The following is an 18,295-nucleotide window of genomic DNA, read 5'->3' on the forward strand; positions in this document are numbered from 1 at the left end:
CGAGCACGATGGGACCGTGGTGACGGGCGGGGCGACCGGTCCGGGTCGGCCGCCCGAGCCGGGGCGGCCGGACTCGGGCGTACCGAGCGAGCACCCGCAGGGCGCCGACGAGCTGGCCGGGGCGGGGACGCCCGACGGCTTCCGCCGCCTGTGGGCCCCGCACCGCATGGCCTACATCGCGGGGGAGCAGGGGACCGGGGAGGTCGACGGCGGGTGCCCGCTGTGCGCCATCCCGGGACGTTCGGACGCCGACGGCCTCGTCGTCGCGCGCGGCGACACCGTGTACGCGGTGCTCAACCTCCACCCGTACAACCCCGGGCACCTCATGGTGGTGCCCTACCGGCATGTCGCGAAGCTCGACGAGCTGACCGACGACGAGGCGACCGAGCTCATGCGCGTCACGCAGCAGGCGGTCCGCGCGCTGCGCACGATGTCGTCGCCGCACGGCTTCAACGTCGGGATCAACCTCGGCCACGTCGCCGGTGGCTCGCTGGCGGACCACCTGCACCAGCACGTCGTGCCCCGCTGGGGCGGCGACGCCAACTTCATCACCGTGATCGGGCAGACCAAGGTGATCCCGGCGCTGCTCGCCGAGACCCGGGACCGGCTCGCGGAGGTCTGGCCCTCATGATCAACGACTGGGGTCGCGCGGCGATCAACCGCAGCCTCGAGCCCGCGGGGCGCTGGCTCGTCCGCCGGGGGATCCACCCCGACGCCATGACGGTCTTCGGGACGGCGGGTGCCACCGGCTTCGCGATCTGGCTCATCCCGACCGGGCACCTCTTCGCCGCCTCGATGATCGTGTGGGGCTTCGCGATGCTCGACGTGCTCGACGGGGCCATGGCCCGGGCCCGCGGGGTGTCGAGCCCGTTCGGCGGGGTGCTCGACTCGCTCTGCGACCGCATCGTCGACGGCGCGGTCTTCGCCGGCATCGCCTGGTGGGCGGCGGCGAACGACCGCTGGGTGATCGTCGCCCTCGCCCTGGTCTGCCTGGTCTCGGGGCAGCTCATCTCCTACATCAAGGCGCGGGCCGAGGCCGCCGGGCTCCAGGGTGGCGGCGGTGTCGTCGAGCGTGCGGAGCGGCTCATCCTCGGCCTCACCGGCATCGGCCTGACCGGCCTCGGCCTCTGGTGGGCGGTCGACGTGACGCTCTGGCTGCTCACGGTGGGCTCCCTGGTGACGGTCGGGCAGCGCATCCACACGGTCTGGGTCAGCGCCCGCGAGCAGTACGGGGCCGCGACCGGGCGCACCGACGTCCCCGACCGGCCCGCGCTGGGCTCGGGCGAGCCCAGCCGGGACGGCGGGTGACCTGGTCCGAGCGCGCCGCCGACCTCGGGTACGCGGCGGGCTGGCAGGTCGTGCGCGGCCTGCCCGAGCCGGTCGCCCGCGGGCTGTTCGACCTCGGTGCCGACGTCGCGGCCCACCGTGGCGGGCGTGGCGTGGAGCGGCTGCGGGCGAACTACGCCCGGGTCCGCCCCGACCTGTCCGACCACGCCCTCGACGAGCTGACCCGGGCGGGCGTCCGCTCCTACGCGCGGTACTGGCGGGAGGCGTTCCGGCTGCCCTCGGTCGACCCGGTGGCGCTCGCCGACGAGGTCGACCGCGACGTCGTCGGGCGGGAGCACCTCGACGACGCGCTGGCCCGCGGCCGGGGGGCGGTCGTCGCACTGACCCACTCCGGCAACTGGGACGTCGTCGGCACCTGGGCCGTCCAGCGCTACGGCGGGTTCGCGACGGTGGCCGAACGGCTCCGTCCCGAGTCGCTCTTCCAGCGGTTCGTCGCCTACCGGGAGTCGCTCGGCTTCGAGATCCTCCCGATGACCGGCGGCGAGGCACCGGTCCGCGGCCTGCTGCGCGCGCTGCGGGCCGGGCGGATCGTCTGCCTCGTCGCCGACCGTGACCTCTCCCACCACGGCGTCGGCGTCGACTTCTTCGGGCACCGGGCCGCCATGCCGCCCGGGCCGGCGTCGCTCGCCGCCGCGACCGGCGCCCCGCTGCTGCCCCTCGGCTGCTGGTTCACCGAGCGGGGCTGGGGCTTCCGCATCAACCCGCCGATCACCGTCGGCTCCCGCGCCGGGGTGCCGGCGGCGACGCAGGCGATGGCCGACGCGTTCGCCGGCGAGATCGCGGAGCACCCGCAGGACTGGCACATGCTGCAGCGCATCTGGCCGGACCTCGGCTGATCACGGGTCCACCGTGACCTCCAGCCGGGTGTCGTCGAAGGCGATCAGTTCCGCGATCGCGGCGAGGGCGGTGGTGGGCGCGCCGTAGGTCCACGCCACGTCGGCGATCCCGGAGGTGCTCCACCACCCGGTGGTCACGCCCTTGTAGGGGCAGCGGGTGACGGTGTCCGACGGCGTCAGCAGTGACCGGTCGACCGTCGTCGGGTCGAGGTACCAGCGCGGGGGCAGACCGGTCTCGAACACCGCGACCGCAGCGGACGACCGGGCGAGGGTGACCCGTGAGCCGGGCACCCGGACCGTCACCGTGCGGTCCGTCCGCAGCGCGTCCACGCGGACGTAGGGGCTGCGCGGGTGGCCGTGCACCGGCTCGGCCTCCTCGAACCAGGCGACGTCGTCGTGCAGCGGCACCACCACGTGGCCGGGGAGGTCCACGCCGGCCGGGAGGGCCCGCGACCGCGCCGCGAGTCGGTCCGCGAGGTCGGCGCGCGGCACGGCGTACTGCGGGTAGTACGGGTGCTCCCAGACGTAGTGGGCCCGTGTGGTGTCCAGCGCCGGGCCCGCGTCGTCGTGGGCCCGGAGCCGCCGCGGGCACGGGGCGACGTGCCCGGCGGCCACGGGCGGCCCGGGGAAGTGGCCGGGCGCGACGCCCTCGGCGGCCGGTCGGCCGGTCCCGGTCACGAGGCGGGCCCGAGGACGCAGAACGCGTTGCCCTCCGGATCGGCGAGCACCACCCAGGGGTGGTCCGGCGCGGGATCGACCACGCGCGCGCCCAGGTCGGTCAACCGGTCGATCTCGGCCTCCAGCGGGCCGTCCTGCACCCGGAGGTCGAGGTGGATCCGGGTCTTGCCCGGCGTGGGATCGGCGACCTGCTGGAGGAGGAGGTCGGTGCCGTCCCCCACCGGGACGCCGACGTAGGTCGTGCCGTGCGCGTCCGTGGAGCGTTCTCCCACCTCCACCCCGAGGGCCTGCGCCCAGAAGACGGCGAGGCCGGCCGGATCGACGGCGTCGATCGTGACCGCGAGCAGGGCCGACGGGCTCATCGGGCCACCGCCGTCGTCGTGGCGGTGCGCGCGGACAGGAGGTCGCGGACGGCGTCCCACTGCCCGGGGCTCCCGACCCAGCGGACGCGGCCGGGCCGCTCCCGGAGCACGCGCAGCAGGGCCAGCCGATCGGCGGCCCGCGCGGGGCCCTGCAGGGCGGGGTGCGACGTGAACGTCGCCCGCCAGCGACCGGGATCGAGGACGACGACGTGGTCGACCGTCGGCAGGAGGTCGACGAGGGCGGGGTGGTCGTCCGGGGCGGCGGCCCGGGCCTCGGCCAGCCCGACCAGGAGGTCGACCGCGCACGCCGCGGCCCGGAGGCCGCGTCCGTCGGGGCGGGCCGGGATCACGAGCACGGTCGGCAGCGGGGGCGTGGGGGACATCGACAGCCTCCTGCTAAGGGGTAAAGTCATGCTGACGCACTTACCGTAGGAGAGGGTGAGTAAGGCGTGCAAGTGCCTTTTGACGATTACGTGTGGTCGGCCGGGCTCGTCACCGACCTCGTCAACACCTCGCCGCAGGTGTGGCACGGGGCCGAGCACCTCCCGGACGTCGGGACGCTGCGGACCTTCCTCGACGAGCACGGTCTCGTCGCGCGCGCCGTCGAGCCCTCCGACCTCCCTCCCGTCCAGGCACTGCGGGAGCGTCTCCGGCCGCTGATCGAGGAGTCGGACCCGGCGCGGCGGGTCGCCGCCGCGAGCGCGCTGACCGGTGCCGTCGGCGGCCTGACCCTGGCCGACGGCTGGGCGGCGACGGTCCCGGACGACGCCTCCCCGGCCGAGGTCCTCGGCGTCGTGGCCGGGGTCGGCATCCTCGCCGTCCACCTGCATCTCGGTGTCGACCGCTTCCGTCCGTGCTCGTCCGACACGTGCTCGGGCGTCTTCATCGACACCAGCCGGCCCGGCCGACGCCGCTACTGCATGCCCGGCCACTGCGGCAACCGCGCCAACGTCGCGGCGCACCGTGCCCGTCGGCGGGCGGCCGGCCGGACCTGAACGGCGGTGGATGCCGCGTGCGAACCGGGAGATTGTGGACAACTCAACAGCGCAATCGGTTACGGGTACCTCCGGTACCTGACATCCGTGGTAGGACCGGTCCATGCCGGAGTCGCGTGTCGCGCACGTCGCGGCCGAGGTGGAGCGGCTGTGCCGCGTCCTCGGCCCGGGTGCGCTGCTGCCGGGAGAGCGTGAGCTCGCCGAGACGTGTGCGGTCTCCCGCTCGACGGTCCGCCTGGCCCTCGCCGACCTGACGAGTCGCCGCGTCGTCGAGCGGCGTCACGGAGCGGGGACCTACGCCCGCCGGACCGCACCCGCGCATCCCCTGGACGCCGTGTCCTTCCGCGCCGACATGGAGCGCCGGGGACTCCGCCCGGCGACACGCGTGCTGTGGAGCGACGAGCTCCCGGCGGACGAGGAGCTGGCGGCCGAGCTCGGGATCGGGCCCGACGAGCCCGTCGTCCGCATCGCCCGCCTGCGCCTGGCCGACGACGAGCCGATGGCCCGCGAGGTGCTCCACGTCCCCGCCTCCGTCGCGCCGGGACTGTGCGGCGCCGACCTCGCCGACGGGGCCTCCTGGTACGAGGTGCTGGAGCTCCGGTACGGACGCCGCGTCGCCGACGGCACCCAGACCGCCGAGCCGGTCCTGGCCACGGGGGAGGACGCCGCGCTGCTCGGGGTCCCGGCGGGGAGCCCGGCGTGGCGGTTCGTGCGGACCTCCCGGGACGAGTGCGGCGCCACCGTGGAGCGGGTGGACGCCCTGGTCCGGGCCGACCGCTACCTGGTCGAACTGCCCATCACCCGTCCGCGCGGTCGACACCGCTGACGGCCGACGCGGGGGTGCCGGGCCGCCGTAGGGTTCCCGACCGTGACGGTCACCAGCGCACCGCCCGGCCCCCGGCACCGCGTCGGCGCGGTGCTGGCCGGGCTCACGCTGCTCGTGCTCGGCGCCGTGGCGGTGGTCGTGCTGCTGGTCGCCCTCGGGGCGATCGTCCCGGGGCTCGGCCCGCTGTCGGGCAACGCCACCGTCGCGGTCCAGACCTACGGCCCGCCCCTCGTGGTCGCCGGTCTGGTCGCCACGCTCCTCGCCCTCGTGGTGCGCCTGCGGCTGCGGCGCGCGGGGACGGTGGTGGCCGGGCTGGGAGCGCTCGGCACCGTCGCGCTCGGCGTGATCGTCGGCCTCGTGGTGTCGGCCGCCGGCGCGGCCGGGGGTGCGGTCGACCTCGTCCGGGCCGTGGACCCGCACGGCGACGTCTCGGTCCCCGACGGCTACCCGCAGTACGGGACGGGTCCGGACGGAGCGCCCCTGCGCGCGGCGGTCTACCGCCCCGGCGGCGCCGTGGGCCCGGCGCCGATCCTCGTCTACGTGCACGGCGGCGGGTGGACGGGAGGGTCCGAACTGGACAACTCCGCCGACCTGCGGTGGTTCGCCCAGCGCGGGCGGCTCGTGATCAGCGTCGGCTACACGCTGGCGACCCCGCAACGCCCGACCTGGGACGTCGCCGCCGCGCAGGTGGCGTGCGCACTCGCCCAGCTCCCGGCGCTCGCGCCGGGCCTCGGCGGCGACCCCACGCGGATCGTGCTCGCGGGCGACTCCGCCGGCGGGCAGCTCGCCGTGTCGGTGGCCTACCACGCGGCGTCGCGCACCCAGCCCTCCGCGTGCGGGGGCCGCGTCCCGGTGCCGCGCGGGGTCCTCGTCCAGTACCCCGCCGTCGATCCCGTCGGGGCCTGGCGGGACGGCACCTTCCCCGGGGAGCCCGGCACCCCCGCGCGGGGCCTGCTCGAGGCCTACACGGGCGGCACCCCGACCCAGGTGCCCGGCCGGTACGACGCGATCGCCGGGATCCCCGCGATCACCTCGGCCGCCCCGCCGACCCTGGCCCTCGTGCCGTCCGACGACGAGCTGGTGCCGCCGTCGGGCCCGGACGACTTCGTCGCGGCGGCCCGATCGGCCGGGGTGGACGCCACGCTCGTGACCGTCCCGTTCGCCAACCACGCCTACGACGTCGGCGCGATCGGCTCCCTGGGCAACCAGGTCCGCCGCAGCGTCAGCGACCGCTGGCTCACCGACAGGGGCTGGTGAGCCGCGCCGCTCAGGGCGTCGCCCACGCATCGGGCTGCGTCCCGTCCAGGTCGACCACGGAGTAGGCCCGCGCCAGCTCGCCCGCGGTCACCGACGCCTGGTTCCACCGCGCCCGGTCCGGGTCCGCGGCCAGCGCGGCGATCCCGCGCCCGACGAAGCGCGGCGTCTCCGAGTGGGCGAACCCGTCGGGCGCGGTGGAGCCGACGGCCTCGCGCCACGTCTCCTCCGTGACCCCGAAGGTCTCGAGCATCAGTTCCGAGCGCATCCACCCGGGCGTCACCGCGAGCGCGGTGGCGCCGTGCGGGGCGAGCTCGTGGCCCTGCGACCAGCCCAGCCGGTTCACGGCGACCTTCGCGAGGTCGTAGAACGTCGAGATCCGGTAGTTCCCGGCGTTGAACGCCGTGGTGCCGTCGGTGACCTCGACGACCAGGCCGCCCGGGCGGGCCAGCACCAGGGGCAGCAGGTGGTGCGACGTGATCAGGTGCGTGTCGATCGCGAGCCGCAGGATCCGCAGGCCCACCTCGAGGTCGTGCTCCCAGAGCGGGGTGTTCCACTCCGGCGGCGCGCCCTTGAGGTCCTCCGCGCCCCAGATGTCGTTGACCAGGACGTCGATCCCGCCGAACTCCTCCCGGCACCAGGCGGCGAGCCCGGCCACCTGCGTGGAGTCGAGATGGTCGACCTGCCGGGCGATCCCGCGGCCCCCGAGCGTGGTGACGAGCTCGGCGGTGCCCTCGATCGTCTCGGGCCGCCCCGCGTAGTCCGACACCACGTCCGCGCGCCCGGCGCGGCTGGACCGCCCCGTGCACACCACCGTCGCCCCCGCCTCGCCGAACGCAGCCGCGATGCCACGCCCGGCGCCACGGGTGGCTCCGGCCACCACCACCACGGAACCCGTCAGATCGGTCATGTCCGGCACTGTGCCGGAGGGGTCCGACAGTCTCCGGCGGGTCACGGCACCCGACGCGGGGTTGACCGGCCCGATCGCCCGGGTGGACAGTGATCGTCGGTGTTGCACGAGGTGTGAGGAGGTGAGCGATGAGTCCCGGTCACAGTCCCGGCGCCGGATCCCGGCTCCGCTCGGCCCGTCCCTCCTCGCCCGCCTCCCGCCCGGCCTGATCCCGGCGCGCGGCGCGGGCGTGCCCGCACGCGTCCGAAAACCGAGGCCGCCATGAGCATCATCATCACGATCACCATCCCCGCGCCGGCCGTGCTGACCCGCCGTCCGGACCTCACCTGGCGCTCCGTCCGCCCCCTCGTCCCCGTCCTGCTGGCAGGCGCCGAGCAGGTCGTCCCCGGCCTCGGCCTCGTCGTCGCGATCGCGGGTCTGCTCGGGGTACGCGCCGCCGTCGACGTGCCGGCAGCCCCCGCCGAGCCCGAGGCCGACGACGCGGAGGAACGGCCACTCCGGCTCGTCGCCTGACCCTCGCCGTCGCGAGGTGCACGTGAGGCAGGTCCCGGCGCCTGCCGGGGTGCCTGACGTGAATCTCGCGAGCTGTCGCGGGGTGGACGCGAGCGGCGGCCGGAGAACTCACGAGCCGGCCGGCACCCCGGTCAGGTCGACGACCGCGAGGGTGCCCGCGTCGCGCAGCGCCTTCCGGTCGTCGCCGGCCAGCTCGGCGAGCGGCCGGTAGGTCAGGCGCAGCGGGTCGATCCCGAGGGTGGCGGCGTCGTCGGGCTCCAGCCGCTCCACCAGTGTCTTCGACACGAGCGTCTGCCCGCCCCTCGCGACCTGCTCCACACGGGCGCACTCGTTGACCTCGTCGCCGAGGGCGGTGACCTCCAACCGTCCGCCGGTGACGATCTGGCCGATATAGAGGTCGGCGCCCCAGTGCAGACCCACGTTCACGCGGCAGTCGTCGACGGTCACGCCCACGCCGTCGTCGGCGAGGGCCTCGACGATCGTGCACACCTCCTCGGCCAGCGTCAGGCCCACGGCCAGGGCCGCCCGCGCCGCGGCCGACTCCGGCCCGCGACCGGCGCCGGCCGCCAGGAAGAACGCGGAGGCGCCGTCGCCCGCGTGCTTGCCGACGATGCCCCCGTACCGGGCCACCAGGTCGTCGAACACCGTCGTGAAGCGCCGGACGAGGTCGAAGTAGACCGGCGTGGGCAGCCGCCGGGCGAGCGGGCCCGACGAGTCGATGTCGGCGAAGAGCACCGCGGTCGGGCGACGGCCGGGCTCGGTGAGGTCGGCCATCCGCGTGAACATCGCCTCGTCGCCCTCGCTGACCAGCGCGAGCACCCGCGCGGGGAGCAGGGGCGCGAACACCAGCGCGGTGCCGGCGGGGCGGCCGTCGGGCGCGCGCAGGCTCAGCCCGAGCATGCCGACCGGCCGGTTCCGCCCGGCGAGCCGGAGCTCGACGGGGGAGACCCACAGCGGGGGCAGGTCGTGGTCGAGGTGCAGCCGCCTCGACAGGTCCGTCCGCAGGTCGGCCCGCGTCGCGTCGGACAGCATGCTCGACCAGATGGGGAGCTCGAGGCCCTCGTCGGGGTGCAGGCCGCGCCCGACCTCGGTGTCCCCGTCGGCGCCCGCGAGCTCCAGGAGCTGGTCGGACACCCACTCCAACCGGCCCTCGTCGTCGTAGACCTGCGACGCCGTCCGGCTCTCGATCAGCGCGTCGACGACCGTGCGGCGCAGGGCGTCGAGGTCCGTCGCACGATCCATCGGACGGACGGTAGCGCTGCTCCCCGCGCCACGCCGCTGAGCCGTTCGTCGGATCGGAGGACGCTGCAAGTGACACAGACCACAACGGAGCGCTAGATTCATCGAGTGAACGCGGCGAGACCCGGCTCTCCCGCCGGACTGCGGGCGGCGAACCGTCGCCGCGTGCTCGACGCCGTGCTCGCGGCGGGGGAACCGACGCAGGCCGGGATCGCGGCCGCCACCGGGCTCGCTCCGGCGACGGTGTCGAACATCGTGCGCGACCTCTGTCGCGAGGGCCGGTTGACCGCGTCCACGGCCGTGCGCGGCGGACGCCGGGTGCGCGCCGTCCGGCTCACCCCGCTGCCCGGGGTCGTCGCGGGGGTCGACTTCGGACACCGCCACGTCCGCGTCGGGATCGCCGGGGCCGCGGCGACGGGGCCGGTCGAGGACGACGGCGCCACCCGGCTCCTCGCGGAGCGGGGCGCCGACCTCGCCGAGGGGCACGACGCCGCGGTCGGCCTGGACGCCGCCGTGGCCCTGCTCGACGAGGCCCTGGCCGCCGCCGGGACCGCCCGGGCCGAGCTGCTCGCCGTCGGGATCGGCCTCCCGGCCCCGGTCGACGCCCGCACGGGAGCGGTCGGGGAGCCCGGCATCCTGCCCGGCTGGGTCGGGATCCGCCCCGCCACGGTCGCCGCGGAACGCTTCGACGCGCCCGTCGTGGTCGACAACGACGCCCTGCTCGGCACCCTGGCCGAGCAGGCCTGGGGCGCGTTGCGGGGCATCGAGGACGGCCTCTACCTCAAGCTCTCGGACGGGGTGGGGGCCGGACTGGTGCTCGGTGGCCGGCCCTACCGGGGGCGGAGCGGGACGGCGGGCGAGCTCGGCCACGTCGTCGTCGACGACTCCGGCGGTCCGCCCGGCGGTGCCGTCTGCCGGTGCGGCAACCGGGGCTGCCTGGAGACCTGGGCCTCGACGGCGACCGTCGTCGGCCTGCTCGAGCCCCTGCTCGGGGCGCCGCTGACCGTGGACGAGGTGGTCGCCCGCGCCCGCGGCGGCCACGCGCCGTCGCGGCGGGTGCTCGCGGACACCGGCGAGCACGTCGGCCGCGCGCTCGGCGGTCTGTGCAGCATCCTCACCCCCGCCCGCATCGTCGTCGGGGGCGAGCTCGCGCAGGCGGAGGAGCTGCTGCTGGACCCGTTGCGGGGTGCGCTCGAGCGGTGGGCGCTGCCCGGCGCGGCGGACGGGGTCGAGGTGACCACGGCCCGGCTGGGGCGCCACGCGCACGTCCTGGGCGCCGTCGCGCTCGCCCTCGACCACGTCCTCGCGACCCAGCTCTGACCGGCAGGACACCGACCTCCACGCGTGCCAAGATCGGCGCCGCGCGTTCATCCGTTGACCGCGTGGAGACCCGGAACTAGCCTGTGAAGCGCGTCACAAGCCACCCGGTGGACGGACCGTACCGGGATCTGACGCACGTCGACGTGGAGGTCGCAACAGATGAGTGCGCGTGCGTCCAAGCTGCCCGGGCCCGCCGAGGCGCTCGCGGACCGGGGGGACGGCCGGAGGCCGGCGGTGTTCCTCGACTACGACGGCGTGCTCACCCCGATCGTCGACCGGCCCTCCGACGCGATCATGACCGACGAGATGCGGCGGATCGTCTCGGAGCTCGCGCAGCGCGCCAGCGTCTGCGTCGTGTCGGGCCGCGACCGCGCGGTGGTGATGGAGCTGATGGGGCTCGACGACCTGGTGGTCGCCGGCAGCCACGGGTTCGACATCCACCACCCGCGGACCGGGCGCATCACCCACGACGCCTCGACCGGCTTCGAGGAGCTCGTCGAGGAGGTGACCCGCGAGGTCACCGAGCGGGCCGACGCGATCGAGGGCACCCTCGTGGAGCCCAAGCACGCCTCGGTCGCCCTCCACTACCGCGGGGTCGACCCCGCCGCCCAGGACCGGGTGCAGACCCTGGTCGACGAGGTGCTCGCCGCCCACCCCGACCAGCTGCGGGTGACGCCCGGCAAGTTCGTGCACGAGATCCAGCCGAAGATCGACTGGAACAAGGGACGTGCGGTCGAGCACCTGCTCGACGTCCTGGAGCTGCGTGGTGCGGACGTGCTGCCGATCTACGTCGGTGACGACGTCACCGACGAGGACGCCTTCACCGCCCCGAGCATCGCCGACGGCGGTCTCGGGGTGCTCGTGATCGACCCGGCCGACGCCGACGGGCGGGAGACCGCCGCGACCGCGGTGCTCCCCGACGTCGAGGCGGTCGGGGCCTTCCTCGACGGTCTGGCCCGCTGAGCCCGCCCCACCCGCTGATCCGACACGCTGCCGCTGCAGGAGGAGACCGACGGTGACCACCGACGAGCCGACCGAGCCCGGGCAGGACCCCGAGGGCTGGACCCTCACCTGGCGGGGCATCGATCCCGAGGAGGAGGGCCTGCGCGAGGCGCTGTCCTCCACCGGCAACGGCTACTTCTGCACCCGCGGGGCCGCGGAGTGGGAGGAGACCGACCCGCCGCGGCACTACGCGGGCACCTACGCCCACGGCGCGTACAACCGCGAGACCACCATCCTCGGCGGCCGCCCGGTGCTCAACGAGGACCTGGTCAACCTGCCGAACTGGCTCACCCTCATGCTGCGCATCGAGGGCGAGGAGGCCATCACCCTCGACAACGTCGAAGTGCTGGACTACGAGCACACCTACGACATCCGCACCGCGCTCGTCACCCGCACGCTGCGCTTCCGCGACCGCAAGGGCCGCGAGACCTCGCTGCGCAGCCGGCGGTTCGTGTCCATGGCGCACAGCCACCAGGCCGCGCTGGAGTGGGTCCTCACCCCGGAGAACTGGTCCGGCCAGATCGGCATCGTGACCGCGATCGACGGGCGCGTCGACAACAACATGGTCGCCCGCTACCGCGACCTCGAGGGCCGCCACCTCGACCCGGTCACCCCCCGGACGTTCGGCCCGGAGATCATCGCGCTCAAGGTGCGGACCCGGCAGTCCAACCTCTACGTGTCCGAGGCCGCCCGGACCCGCGTCGCCCGCAGCCGCGGGCGCTCGTGGCAGGCCGTCGAGCCGAAGCGCACGTTGCACCAGATGAACGACTACATCCAGCAGGTGCTCGACCTCGAGGCCCACGAGGGCGAGGCGATCAAGGTCGAGAAGCTGGTCTCGTTCTTCACCAGCCACGACAACGCGATCACCGAGACGCTCACGGCGGCCGGCCGCCACGTCGAGCGGTACCCCGACTTCGCGGAGGCCTACGTCGAGCACGAGTCCGCCTGGACCGAGCTCTGGGACGCCTGCGCGATCGACCTGCCCTCGGAACCCCGCGTGCAGCTGCTCCTGCGCTTCCACACCGCGCACATCCTGCAGGTCTGCTCGCGCCACACCGCCCGCCACGACGCCGGGGTCCCGGCCCGCGGGCTCAACGGCGAGGCCTACCGCGGCCACGTGTTCTGGGACGAGCTGTACGTCTACCCGTTCCTGAACTTCCGCCTGCCGGAGATCACCCGCGGGCTGCTGATGTACCGCTACCGGCGTCTCGCCGAGGCCCGGGCGGCCGCCGCCGAGGCCGGCTACTCGGGCGCGATGTTCCCCTGGCAGTCCGGCTCGGACGGCACCGAGGAGACGCAGGTCGTCCACCTCAACCCGCTCTCGGGCCAGTGGGACCCGGACCACTCGCACAACCAGCGGCACGTCAACGCGGCGATCTTCTACAACGTCTGGCAGTACTACCAGGCCACCGACGACCTGGAGTTCCTGCGCGACTACGGCGCCGAGCTGATGCTCGAGATCGCGCGGTTCTGGGCCTCGATCGCCCACAAGAACCCGCAGACCGGGCGCTACGAGATCCACGGCGTCATGGGTCCCGACGAGTTCCACGAGGGCTACCCGGGCGCCGAGACCGGCGGGCTGCGCAACAACGCCTACACCAACGTCATGGTGGCGTGGATCTGCTCGACCGCGCCGAAGGTCCTCGACCTGCTCACCGGCAGCCGCCGCCGCGCCCTGCGCAGCCGCCTCGGCATCACCGACGCCGAGATCGCGCGCTGGGAGGAGATGACGCGGCTGATGCACGTGCCCACCCACGACGCCGGGGACGGACACCGGGTGGTCAGCCAGTTCGAGGGCTACGAGGCCCTCGAGGAGCTGGACTGGGAGGGCTACCGCGCGAAGCACACGAACATCCAGCGGATGGACCGCATCCTCAAGGCCGAGGGCGACGACCCGGACCGCTACAAGGTCGCCAAGCAGGCCGACGCGGTGATGCTGTTCTTCCTGTTCTCCGACGTCGAGCTGCGCGAGGTCCTCGACCGGCTCGGCTACGGCGAGATCGCCGACGACCCCGACTTCGCCCGTCGCGCCATCGACTACTACGACCACCGCACCTCGCACGGCTCGACGCTCTCGCTGGTCGCGCACGCGGCCGTCCTGGCCGGCATCGACCCCTCGTCGTCGTGGGAGCGGTTCCTGGTCGCGCTGGAGTCCGACGTCGGCGACGTGCAGGGCGGCACCACCAAGGAGGGCATCCACATGGGTGTCATGTCGGGCACGCTCGACCTCCTGCAGCGCGCGTACATCGGGTGCGACGTGCGCGACGGCGTCCTGCAGTTCGCCCCGCGGGTGACCAGCCGGCTCGACGGGCTGCGCTACTCGATGGTCTTCCAGGGCACCTCGCTGCACGTGTCGGTGTCCGGCGGCGAGCTCGTCGTCGAGGTCGCCACCGAGGGCTTCTCGCACCCGATCAAGGTCGACATCGGCGGCGAGGTCCGCGAGATGGGTGCCGGCGACCGCGCCTCGGTACGCCTCGTCGACGACCCGTCGCAGATTCCCGGTCCCACCGAGCTCGAGCACGTCTGAGGAGATTCGATCGTGGCAGCTTTCAAGGGCGGCATCTTCGACGTCGACGGAGTCCTCGTCGACTCCCCGCACGAGCAGGCCTGGCGGGAGTCCCTGCAGGAGCTCATGGAGGGCCCCTGGTCGGACATCCGCGACCAGACCTCCTGGACCCCGGAGGGGTTCACGAGCGAGGTCTACCACCAGCGGATGTCCGGCAAGCCGCGCAAGGCCGGCGCCACCGCGGCCCTCGAGTACTTCGGCGTGCCGGACATCGACCGCCGGGTCACCGAGTACGGCGACCACAAGCAGGAGATGATCATCCGGCTGATCAAGGACGGGAAGTTCTCCGCCTACGACGACGCCGTGCGCTTCGTCATCGCGGTCAAGAACGCCGGCATCCCGATCGCCGCGGCCTCGTCGTCGAAGAACGCCAAGCTCTTCCTCGAGCGGATCGACCTCGCGAACTACGGCGGCTCGGGCAACCTGCACGAGGCCTTCGACGTGGACGTCTCGGGCCGCGACTTCGCCCAGGGCAAGCCACACCCGGAGATCTTCCTGACGGCGGCGAAGGAGCTCGGCGTCGAGCCGGGGGACGCGTTCGTCTGCGAGGACGCCACCAACGGCATCCAGGCCGCGAAGGCCGGCGAGTTCGCCGCGATCGGGGTCGCCCGGGCGGACGACTCCGACGCGCTCGCGGGCGAGGGCGCCGACATCGTGGTCACCGACATGTCCACCATCGACGTCGACAAGCTGGCGTCCCACGAGCTGGCGACGAAGTAGGTGGGGCGATGACCGCAGATGAGCCCGCGGAGGTTCCCGACGACGGGTTGACCGTCGGCGTGGACGTCGGCGGCACCAAGATCGCCGCCGGGGTGGTCGACGGGGACGGCAAGCTGCTCGCCCACACCCGGCGCGAGACGCCCGCCCAGTCCACCGTGGGGGTGCTGTCCGGGATCGCCGACGCGGTCCGCGAACTGGCGGCCAACCACGAGGTCCATGCCGTCGGGATCGGCGCGGCCGGCTTCGTCGACGCGAACCGGTCGACGGTGATGTTCGCGCCGAACCTCGCGTGGCGCGACGAGGACCTGCGCACGAAGCTCTCGGTCGAGCTGGGCCTGCCCGTCGTCGTCGAGAACGACGCGAACGTGGTGGCCTGGTCGGAGTCCCGCTTCGGCGCCGGCCGCGACCACGACGACCTCGTCGCCATCACCATCGGCACCGGCGTGGGCGGCGGGATCGTCGTCGGGGGGCGGCTGCTGCGCGGCGGGTTCGGGGTGGCCGCCGAGATCGGCCACATCACGATGGTCCCCTACGGCCGGCGCTGCGGGTGCGGCCTGCAGGGCTGCTGGGAGCAGTACGGCTCGGGGCGCGCCCTCGTGACCGAGGCCCGCGAGATCGCCCGGCACTCCCCGGCGTTCGCCGCGGGGCTGCTCGACCGCGCGGGCGGCGACCCGGACGCCATCACCGGGGAGATGGTCACCGAACTCGCCCAGCGCGGCGACGTCGGCGCCCTGCACTGCTTCGACGAGATCGGACGCTGGATCGGACTGGGCTGCGCCCAGCTCGCCGCCGTGCTCGACCCGTCGTTGTTCGTCATCGGCGGCGGGGTGTCCGAGGCGGGGGAGGTGCTGCGGAGCCGGGTCGAGGCGACCTTCCGCGGGCACCTCACCGGCCGCGGCCACCGTCCGGTGGCGGAGGTACGCCTGGCCGAACTCGGCTGGGAGGCGGGCATGGTCGGCGCGGCCGACCTGGCACGGACACATCCGGACACGGCAGTCACGAAGGGCACGTCATGACCACTGATTCGCCGGCGGGTCCGGGGGGCTCGTCGGCCTCCGGTACCCAGCCGAAGACGACGACGAAGGCCATCCTGGTCTCGATCGTCGCCGCCGTCGGCGGCTTCCTGTTCGGCTTCGACTCGAGCGTCATCAACGGCGCCGTCGACGCGCTGAACAACCAGTTCGGCCTCACCAACTCGCCGCTGCTGGCGGGCTTCACGGTGGCCTGCGCGCTGCTCGGCTCCGCGGTGGGTGCGTGGTTCGCCGGCCCGGTCGCCGACCGGTACGGCCGCGTGCGCGTCATGCTGATCGCGGCGGCGCTGTTCGCGATCAGCTCGATCGGGTCCGGCCTGGCGTTCGCCGTCTGGGACCTGATCATCTGGCGCATCCTCGCCGGTGTCGGCATCGGTATCGCCTCGGTGATCGCCCCCGCCTACATCGCGGAGATCGCCCCGGCGCACATCCGCGGTCGCCTCGGCTCGCTGCAGCAGATGGCGATCGTGCTCGGCATCTTCGTCGCGCTGCTCTCCGACGCCCTGCTCGCGGGGGTCGCCGGCGGGGCCGCGAACGAGTTCTGGATCGGGCTCGAGGCGTGGCGCTGGATGTTCCTGGTCGGCGTCATCCCGTCGGTCATCTACGCCGTGCTCGCCCTGCGGATCCCGGAGTCGCCGCGCTACCTCGTCGCGAAGGGGGAGCTGGAGAAGGCCGGCCAGGTCCTCCACTCGGTGGAGGAGTCGCGGTCGCCGGAGTCGGTCCAGCGCAAGATCACCGAGATCGCGGAGTCGCTGCGCCGGGACGTGAAGCCATCGCTGCGCGACCTCACCGGGCAGCGGTTCGGGCTCAAGCCCATCGTCTGGGTCGGCATCCTGCTGTCGGTGTTCCAGCAGTTCGTCGGCATCAACGTGATCTTCTACTACTCGACGACGCTGTGGCAGGCGGTCGGCTTCTCGGAGTCCGACTCGTTCACCGCCTCGGTGATCAACGGTCTGATCAACGTGCTGTCGACCATCGTCGCGATCCTCATCGTCGACAAGGTCGGCCGGCGTCCGATGCTGCTCGCCGGCTCGATCGGCATGACGATCACGCTCGGGGTCATGGCCGTCGCGTTCTCCCAGGCGGTCCCGACCGTCAGCGAGAGCGGCGAGGCGACCGTCGGCCTGCCCGGCGCCTGGGGCCCGATCGCGCTCGTCGCGGCGAACCTGTTCGTCGTCTCGTTCGCCATCACGTGGGGCCCGGTGGTCTGGGTGCTGCTCGGCGAGATGTTCCCGAACTACCTGCGGGCCGCCGCCCTCGCCGTCGCGGCCGCCGCGCAGTGGATCGCGAACTTCCTCATCACCGTGACGTTCCAGTCGCTGGCGGACGTGGGGCTCACCCTGGCCTACGGGCTCTACACCCTCTTCGCGCTGCTCAGCTTCATCTTCGTCTACAAGGCGGTGGCCGAGACGAAGGGCAAGGAGCTCGAGGAGATGGTGGCGTAGGTGGCTCCGCCCTGTGAGTACTCCTCCGTGCCGGAGCACGGAGGAGTGCTCACAGGGCCCCTGCCACACTGTGCCCAATGCGCGTCGGCATCGTCTGTCCCTACTCGCTGGACGTGGCGGGCGGCGTGCAGGCCCACGTGCTGGACCTCGCCCGGGCCCTGCGCCGGCTGGGCCACGACGTCGACGTGCTCGCGCCGGCGAGCGAGTCGACCCCGGTCCCGGACTTCGTCACGCGGGCCGGTCGTGCCGTCGCGATCCCGTACAACGGGTCGGTCGCGCGGCTGACCTTCGGACCGGTCTCGATGCACCGGGTCCGGCGCTGGCTCGCGCACGGTGGCTTCGACGTGCTGCACCTGCACGAGCCCACCGCGCCCAGCCTGTCGATGCTCGCGCTCGCCGTGGCCGAGGGGCCCGTCGTCGCGACCTTCCACACCTCCACCCCGCGCTCGCGGACGATGCTCGCGTTCCAGCCCGTGCTGCGGCCCCTGCTGGAGCGGGTGACGGCGCGGATCGCGGTGTCGCCGCTGGCCCGCCAGGTCTACGTCGAGCACCTCGGCGGGGACGCGGTGGAGATCCCGAACGGGGTCGACGTGCCGACGATCGCGGCGGCGGCCGCCGACCCCCTCGCGCGGCCGCCCGGTCCCGCCACCGTCGGCTTCGTCGGCCGCTTCGACGAACCGCGCAAGGGGCTCCCGACGCTGCTCGAGGCGCTCGTCCCGCTCGACGCCCGGTTGCTCGTCGTCGGGCGCGGCGACGTCGCCGACCTGCGGCGCCGGCTGCCCGCCGCGCTCGTCGACCGGGTCGACGTGCTCGGCGCGGTCGACGACCGCACGAAGGGCCGCGCCCTCGGCGCGATGGACGTGCTCGCCACCCCGAACACCGGCGGCGAGAGCTTCGGCATCGTCGTGGCGGAGGGTCTCGCCGCGGGCACGCCGGTGGCCGCGAGCGACATCGAGGCGTTCCGTCGGGTGCTCACCGACCCCGCGACCGACGAGCCCGCCGGCCTCCTGCTCCCGCCGGACGACGCGGACGCCTGGTCCCGCGCCCTCGCCGACCTGCTCGCGGATCCGGCCCGACGACGGGCGCTGGCGGCGGCCGGGCGGGCGCGGGTGCGGGCCTTCGACTGGAGCGCCGTCGCGGCCGCGGTGCTGCGCGTGTACGAGGTCGCCGTGGCCGCCGACCCACGCCGCGTCCGAGCGGCCGCCGAGGCCGCCCTGGACGCCGGGCCGGGTGCGGACCGCCGGTAGCCTC

The 18,295-nt window shown here is 74.2% G+C and carries 19 protein-coding genes; 14 read left to right on the forward strand and 5 right to left on the reverse strand.

Going from position 1 to position 18,295, the window contains the following annotated elements:
* Window positions 1-16 precede the first annotated feature (16 nt).
* From ACQPYX_RS15210 to ACQPYX_RS15220, 3 genes are read left to right on the forward strand one after another with little or no spacing between them, the layout of a single operon-like run.
* On the forward strand, window positions 17-631 hold the full coding sequence (locus ACQPYX_RS15210; RefSeq protein ID WP_433798185.1) for an HIT family protein: 615 nt from the start codon (window positions 17-19) through the stop codon (window positions 629-631).
* On the forward strand, window positions 628-1,308 hold the full coding sequence (gene pgsA / locus ACQPYX_RS15215; protein WP_433798186.1) for a phosphatidylinositol phosphate synthase: 681 nt from the start codon (window positions 628-630) through the stop codon (window positions 1,306-1,308). The genes ACQPYX_RS15210 and pgsA overlap by 4 nt, the downstream gene beginning before the upstream one ends.
* Window positions 1,305-2,183, forward strand: coding sequence for a phosphatidylinositol mannoside acyltransferase (locus ACQPYX_RS15220; RefSeq protein WP_433798187.1), 879 nt, complete (start codon window positions 1,305-1,307; stop codon window positions 2,181-2,183). The genes pgsA and ACQPYX_RS15220 overlap by 4 nt, the downstream gene beginning before the upstream one ends.
* Here ACQPYX_RS15220 and ACQPYX_RS15225 read toward each other — a convergent pair whose 3' ends face one another.
* From ACQPYX_RS15225 to ACQPYX_RS15235, 3 genes are read right to left on the reverse strand one after another with little or no spacing between them, the layout of a single operon-like run.
* Window positions 2,184-2,861: a DUF427 domain-containing protein gene (locus ACQPYX_RS15225; protein WP_433798188.1), complete on the reverse strand. Its 678-nt coding sequence runs from the start codon at window positions 2,859-2,861 to the stop codon at window positions 2,184-2,186.
* Complete coding sequence (locus tag ACQPYX_RS15230) at window positions 2,858-3,223, reverse strand: VOC family protein (RefSeq protein WP_433798189.1); 366 nt, start codon at window positions 3,221-3,223, stop codon at window positions 2,858-2,860. Before ACQPYX_RS15230 ends, ACQPYX_RS15225 begins: the two co-directional genes overlap by 4 nt.
* Window positions 3,220-3,606, reverse strand: coding sequence for a hypothetical protein (locus ACQPYX_RS15235; RefSeq protein WP_433798190.1), 387 nt, complete (start codon window positions 3,604-3,606; stop codon window positions 3,220-3,222). Before ACQPYX_RS15235 ends, ACQPYX_RS15230 begins: the two co-directional genes overlap by 4 nt.
* A gap of 72 nt (window positions 3,607-3,678) precedes the next feature.
* On the opposite strand from ACQPYX_RS15235, the gene ACQPYX_RS15240 reads away from it, so the two are divergent.
* The 3 genes from ACQPYX_RS15240 (at window position 3,679) to ACQPYX_RS15250 (ending at window position 6,301) form a co-directional block, all read left to right on the forward strand.
* Window positions 3,679-4,218, forward strand: coding sequence for a CGNR zinc finger domain-containing protein (locus ACQPYX_RS15240; RefSeq protein WP_433798191.1), 540 nt, complete (start codon window positions 3,679-3,681; stop codon window positions 4,216-4,218).
* Between the two features lie 103 nt (window positions 4,219-4,321).
* On the forward strand, window positions 4,322-5,044 hold the full coding sequence (locus ACQPYX_RS15245; protein WP_433798192.1) for a GntR family transcriptional regulator: 723 nt from the start codon (window positions 4,322-4,324) through the stop codon (window positions 5,042-5,044).
* A 42-nt stretch (window positions 5,045-5,086) separates the two neighbouring features.
* Window positions 5,087-6,301, forward strand: coding sequence for an alpha/beta hydrolase (locus tag ACQPYX_RS15250; RefSeq protein ID WP_433798193.1), 1,215 nt, complete (start codon window positions 5,087-5,089; stop codon window positions 6,299-6,301).
* 10 nt (window positions 6,302-6,311) lie between these two features.
* Here ACQPYX_RS15250 and ACQPYX_RS15255 read toward each other — a convergent pair whose 3' ends face one another.
* Window positions 6,312-7,208 carry an SDR family oxidoreductase gene (locus tag ACQPYX_RS15255; RefSeq protein WP_433798194.1) on the reverse strand — a complete coding sequence of 299 codons (897 nt, stop codon included), beginning with the start codon at window positions 7,206-7,208 and terminating at the stop codon, window positions 6,312-6,314.
* A gap of 261 nt (window positions 7,209-7,469) precedes the next feature.
* Here ACQPYX_RS15255 and ACQPYX_RS15260 point away from each other — a divergent pair, with 261 nt between their 5' ends.
* A complete protein-coding gene (locus ACQPYX_RS15260; protein WP_433798195.1) occupies window positions 7,470-7,721 on the forward strand; it encodes a hypothetical protein in 252 nt (83 codons plus the stop codon).
* Between the two features lie 108 nt (window positions 7,722-7,829).
* Here the strand turns inward: ACQPYX_RS15260 and ACQPYX_RS15265 are convergent, their stop codons facing one another.
* On the reverse strand, window positions 7,830-8,963 hold the full coding sequence (locus tag ACQPYX_RS15265; protein WP_433798196.1) for an adenylate/guanylate cyclase domain-containing protein: 1,134 nt from the start codon (window positions 8,961-8,963) through the stop codon (window positions 7,830-7,832).
* A 162-nt stretch (window positions 8,964-9,125) separates the two neighbouring features.
* Here ACQPYX_RS15265 and ACQPYX_RS15270 point away from each other — a divergent pair, with 162 nt between their 5' ends.
* The 7 genes from ACQPYX_RS15270 (at window position 9,126) to ACQPYX_RS15300 (ending at window position 18,291) form a co-directional block, all read left to right on the forward strand.
* Complete coding sequence (locus tag ACQPYX_RS15270; protein WP_433798197.1) at window positions 9,126-10,280, forward strand: ROK family protein; 1,155 nt, start codon at window positions 9,126-9,128, stop codon at window positions 10,278-10,280.
* A gap of 159 nt (window positions 10,281-10,439) precedes the next feature.
* On the forward strand, window positions 10,440-11,243 hold the full coding sequence (gene otsB, locus ACQPYX_RS15275) for a trehalose-phosphatase (protein ID WP_433798198.1): 804 nt from the start codon (window positions 10,440-10,442) through the stop codon (window positions 11,241-11,243).
* A gap of 52 nt (window positions 11,244-11,295) precedes the next feature.
* A complete protein-coding gene (locus tag ACQPYX_RS15280; protein ID WP_433798199.1) occupies window positions 11,296-13,809 on the forward strand; it encodes a glycoside hydrolase family 65 protein in 2,514 nt (837 codons plus the stop codon).
* 12 nt (window positions 13,810-13,821) lie between these two features.
* Window positions 13,822-14,568, forward strand: a complete 747-nt coding sequence (locus ACQPYX_RS15285; protein ID WP_433798200.1) for an HAD family hydrolase — start codon at window positions 13,822-13,824, stop codon at window positions 14,566-14,568.
* A gap of 8 nt (window positions 14,569-14,576) precedes the next feature.
* Entirely contained in the window at window positions 14,577-15,584 is a 1,008-nt protein-coding gene (locus ACQPYX_RS15290) for an ROK family glucokinase (protein WP_433798201.1), read from the forward strand.
* Entirely contained in the window at window positions 15,581-17,044 is a 1,464-nt protein-coding gene (locus tag ACQPYX_RS15295; RefSeq protein ID WP_433798202.1) for a sugar porter family MFS transporter, read from the forward strand. Before ACQPYX_RS15290 ends, ACQPYX_RS15295 begins: the two co-directional genes overlap by 4 nt.
* A 77-nt stretch (window positions 17,045-17,121) precedes the next feature.
* Window positions 17,122-18,291, forward strand: a complete 1,170-nt coding sequence (locus ACQPYX_RS15300) for a glycosyltransferase family 4 protein (RefSeq protein ID WP_433798203.1) — start codon at window positions 17,122-17,124, stop codon at window positions 18,289-18,291.
* Window positions 18,292-18,295 lie beyond the last annotated feature (4 nt).

It is taken from the genome of Actinomycetospora sp. CA-084318 (assembly GCF_050955885.1).
GTDB lineage: Bacteria > Actinomycetota > Actinomycetes > Mycobacteriales > Pseudonocardiaceae > Actinomycetospora.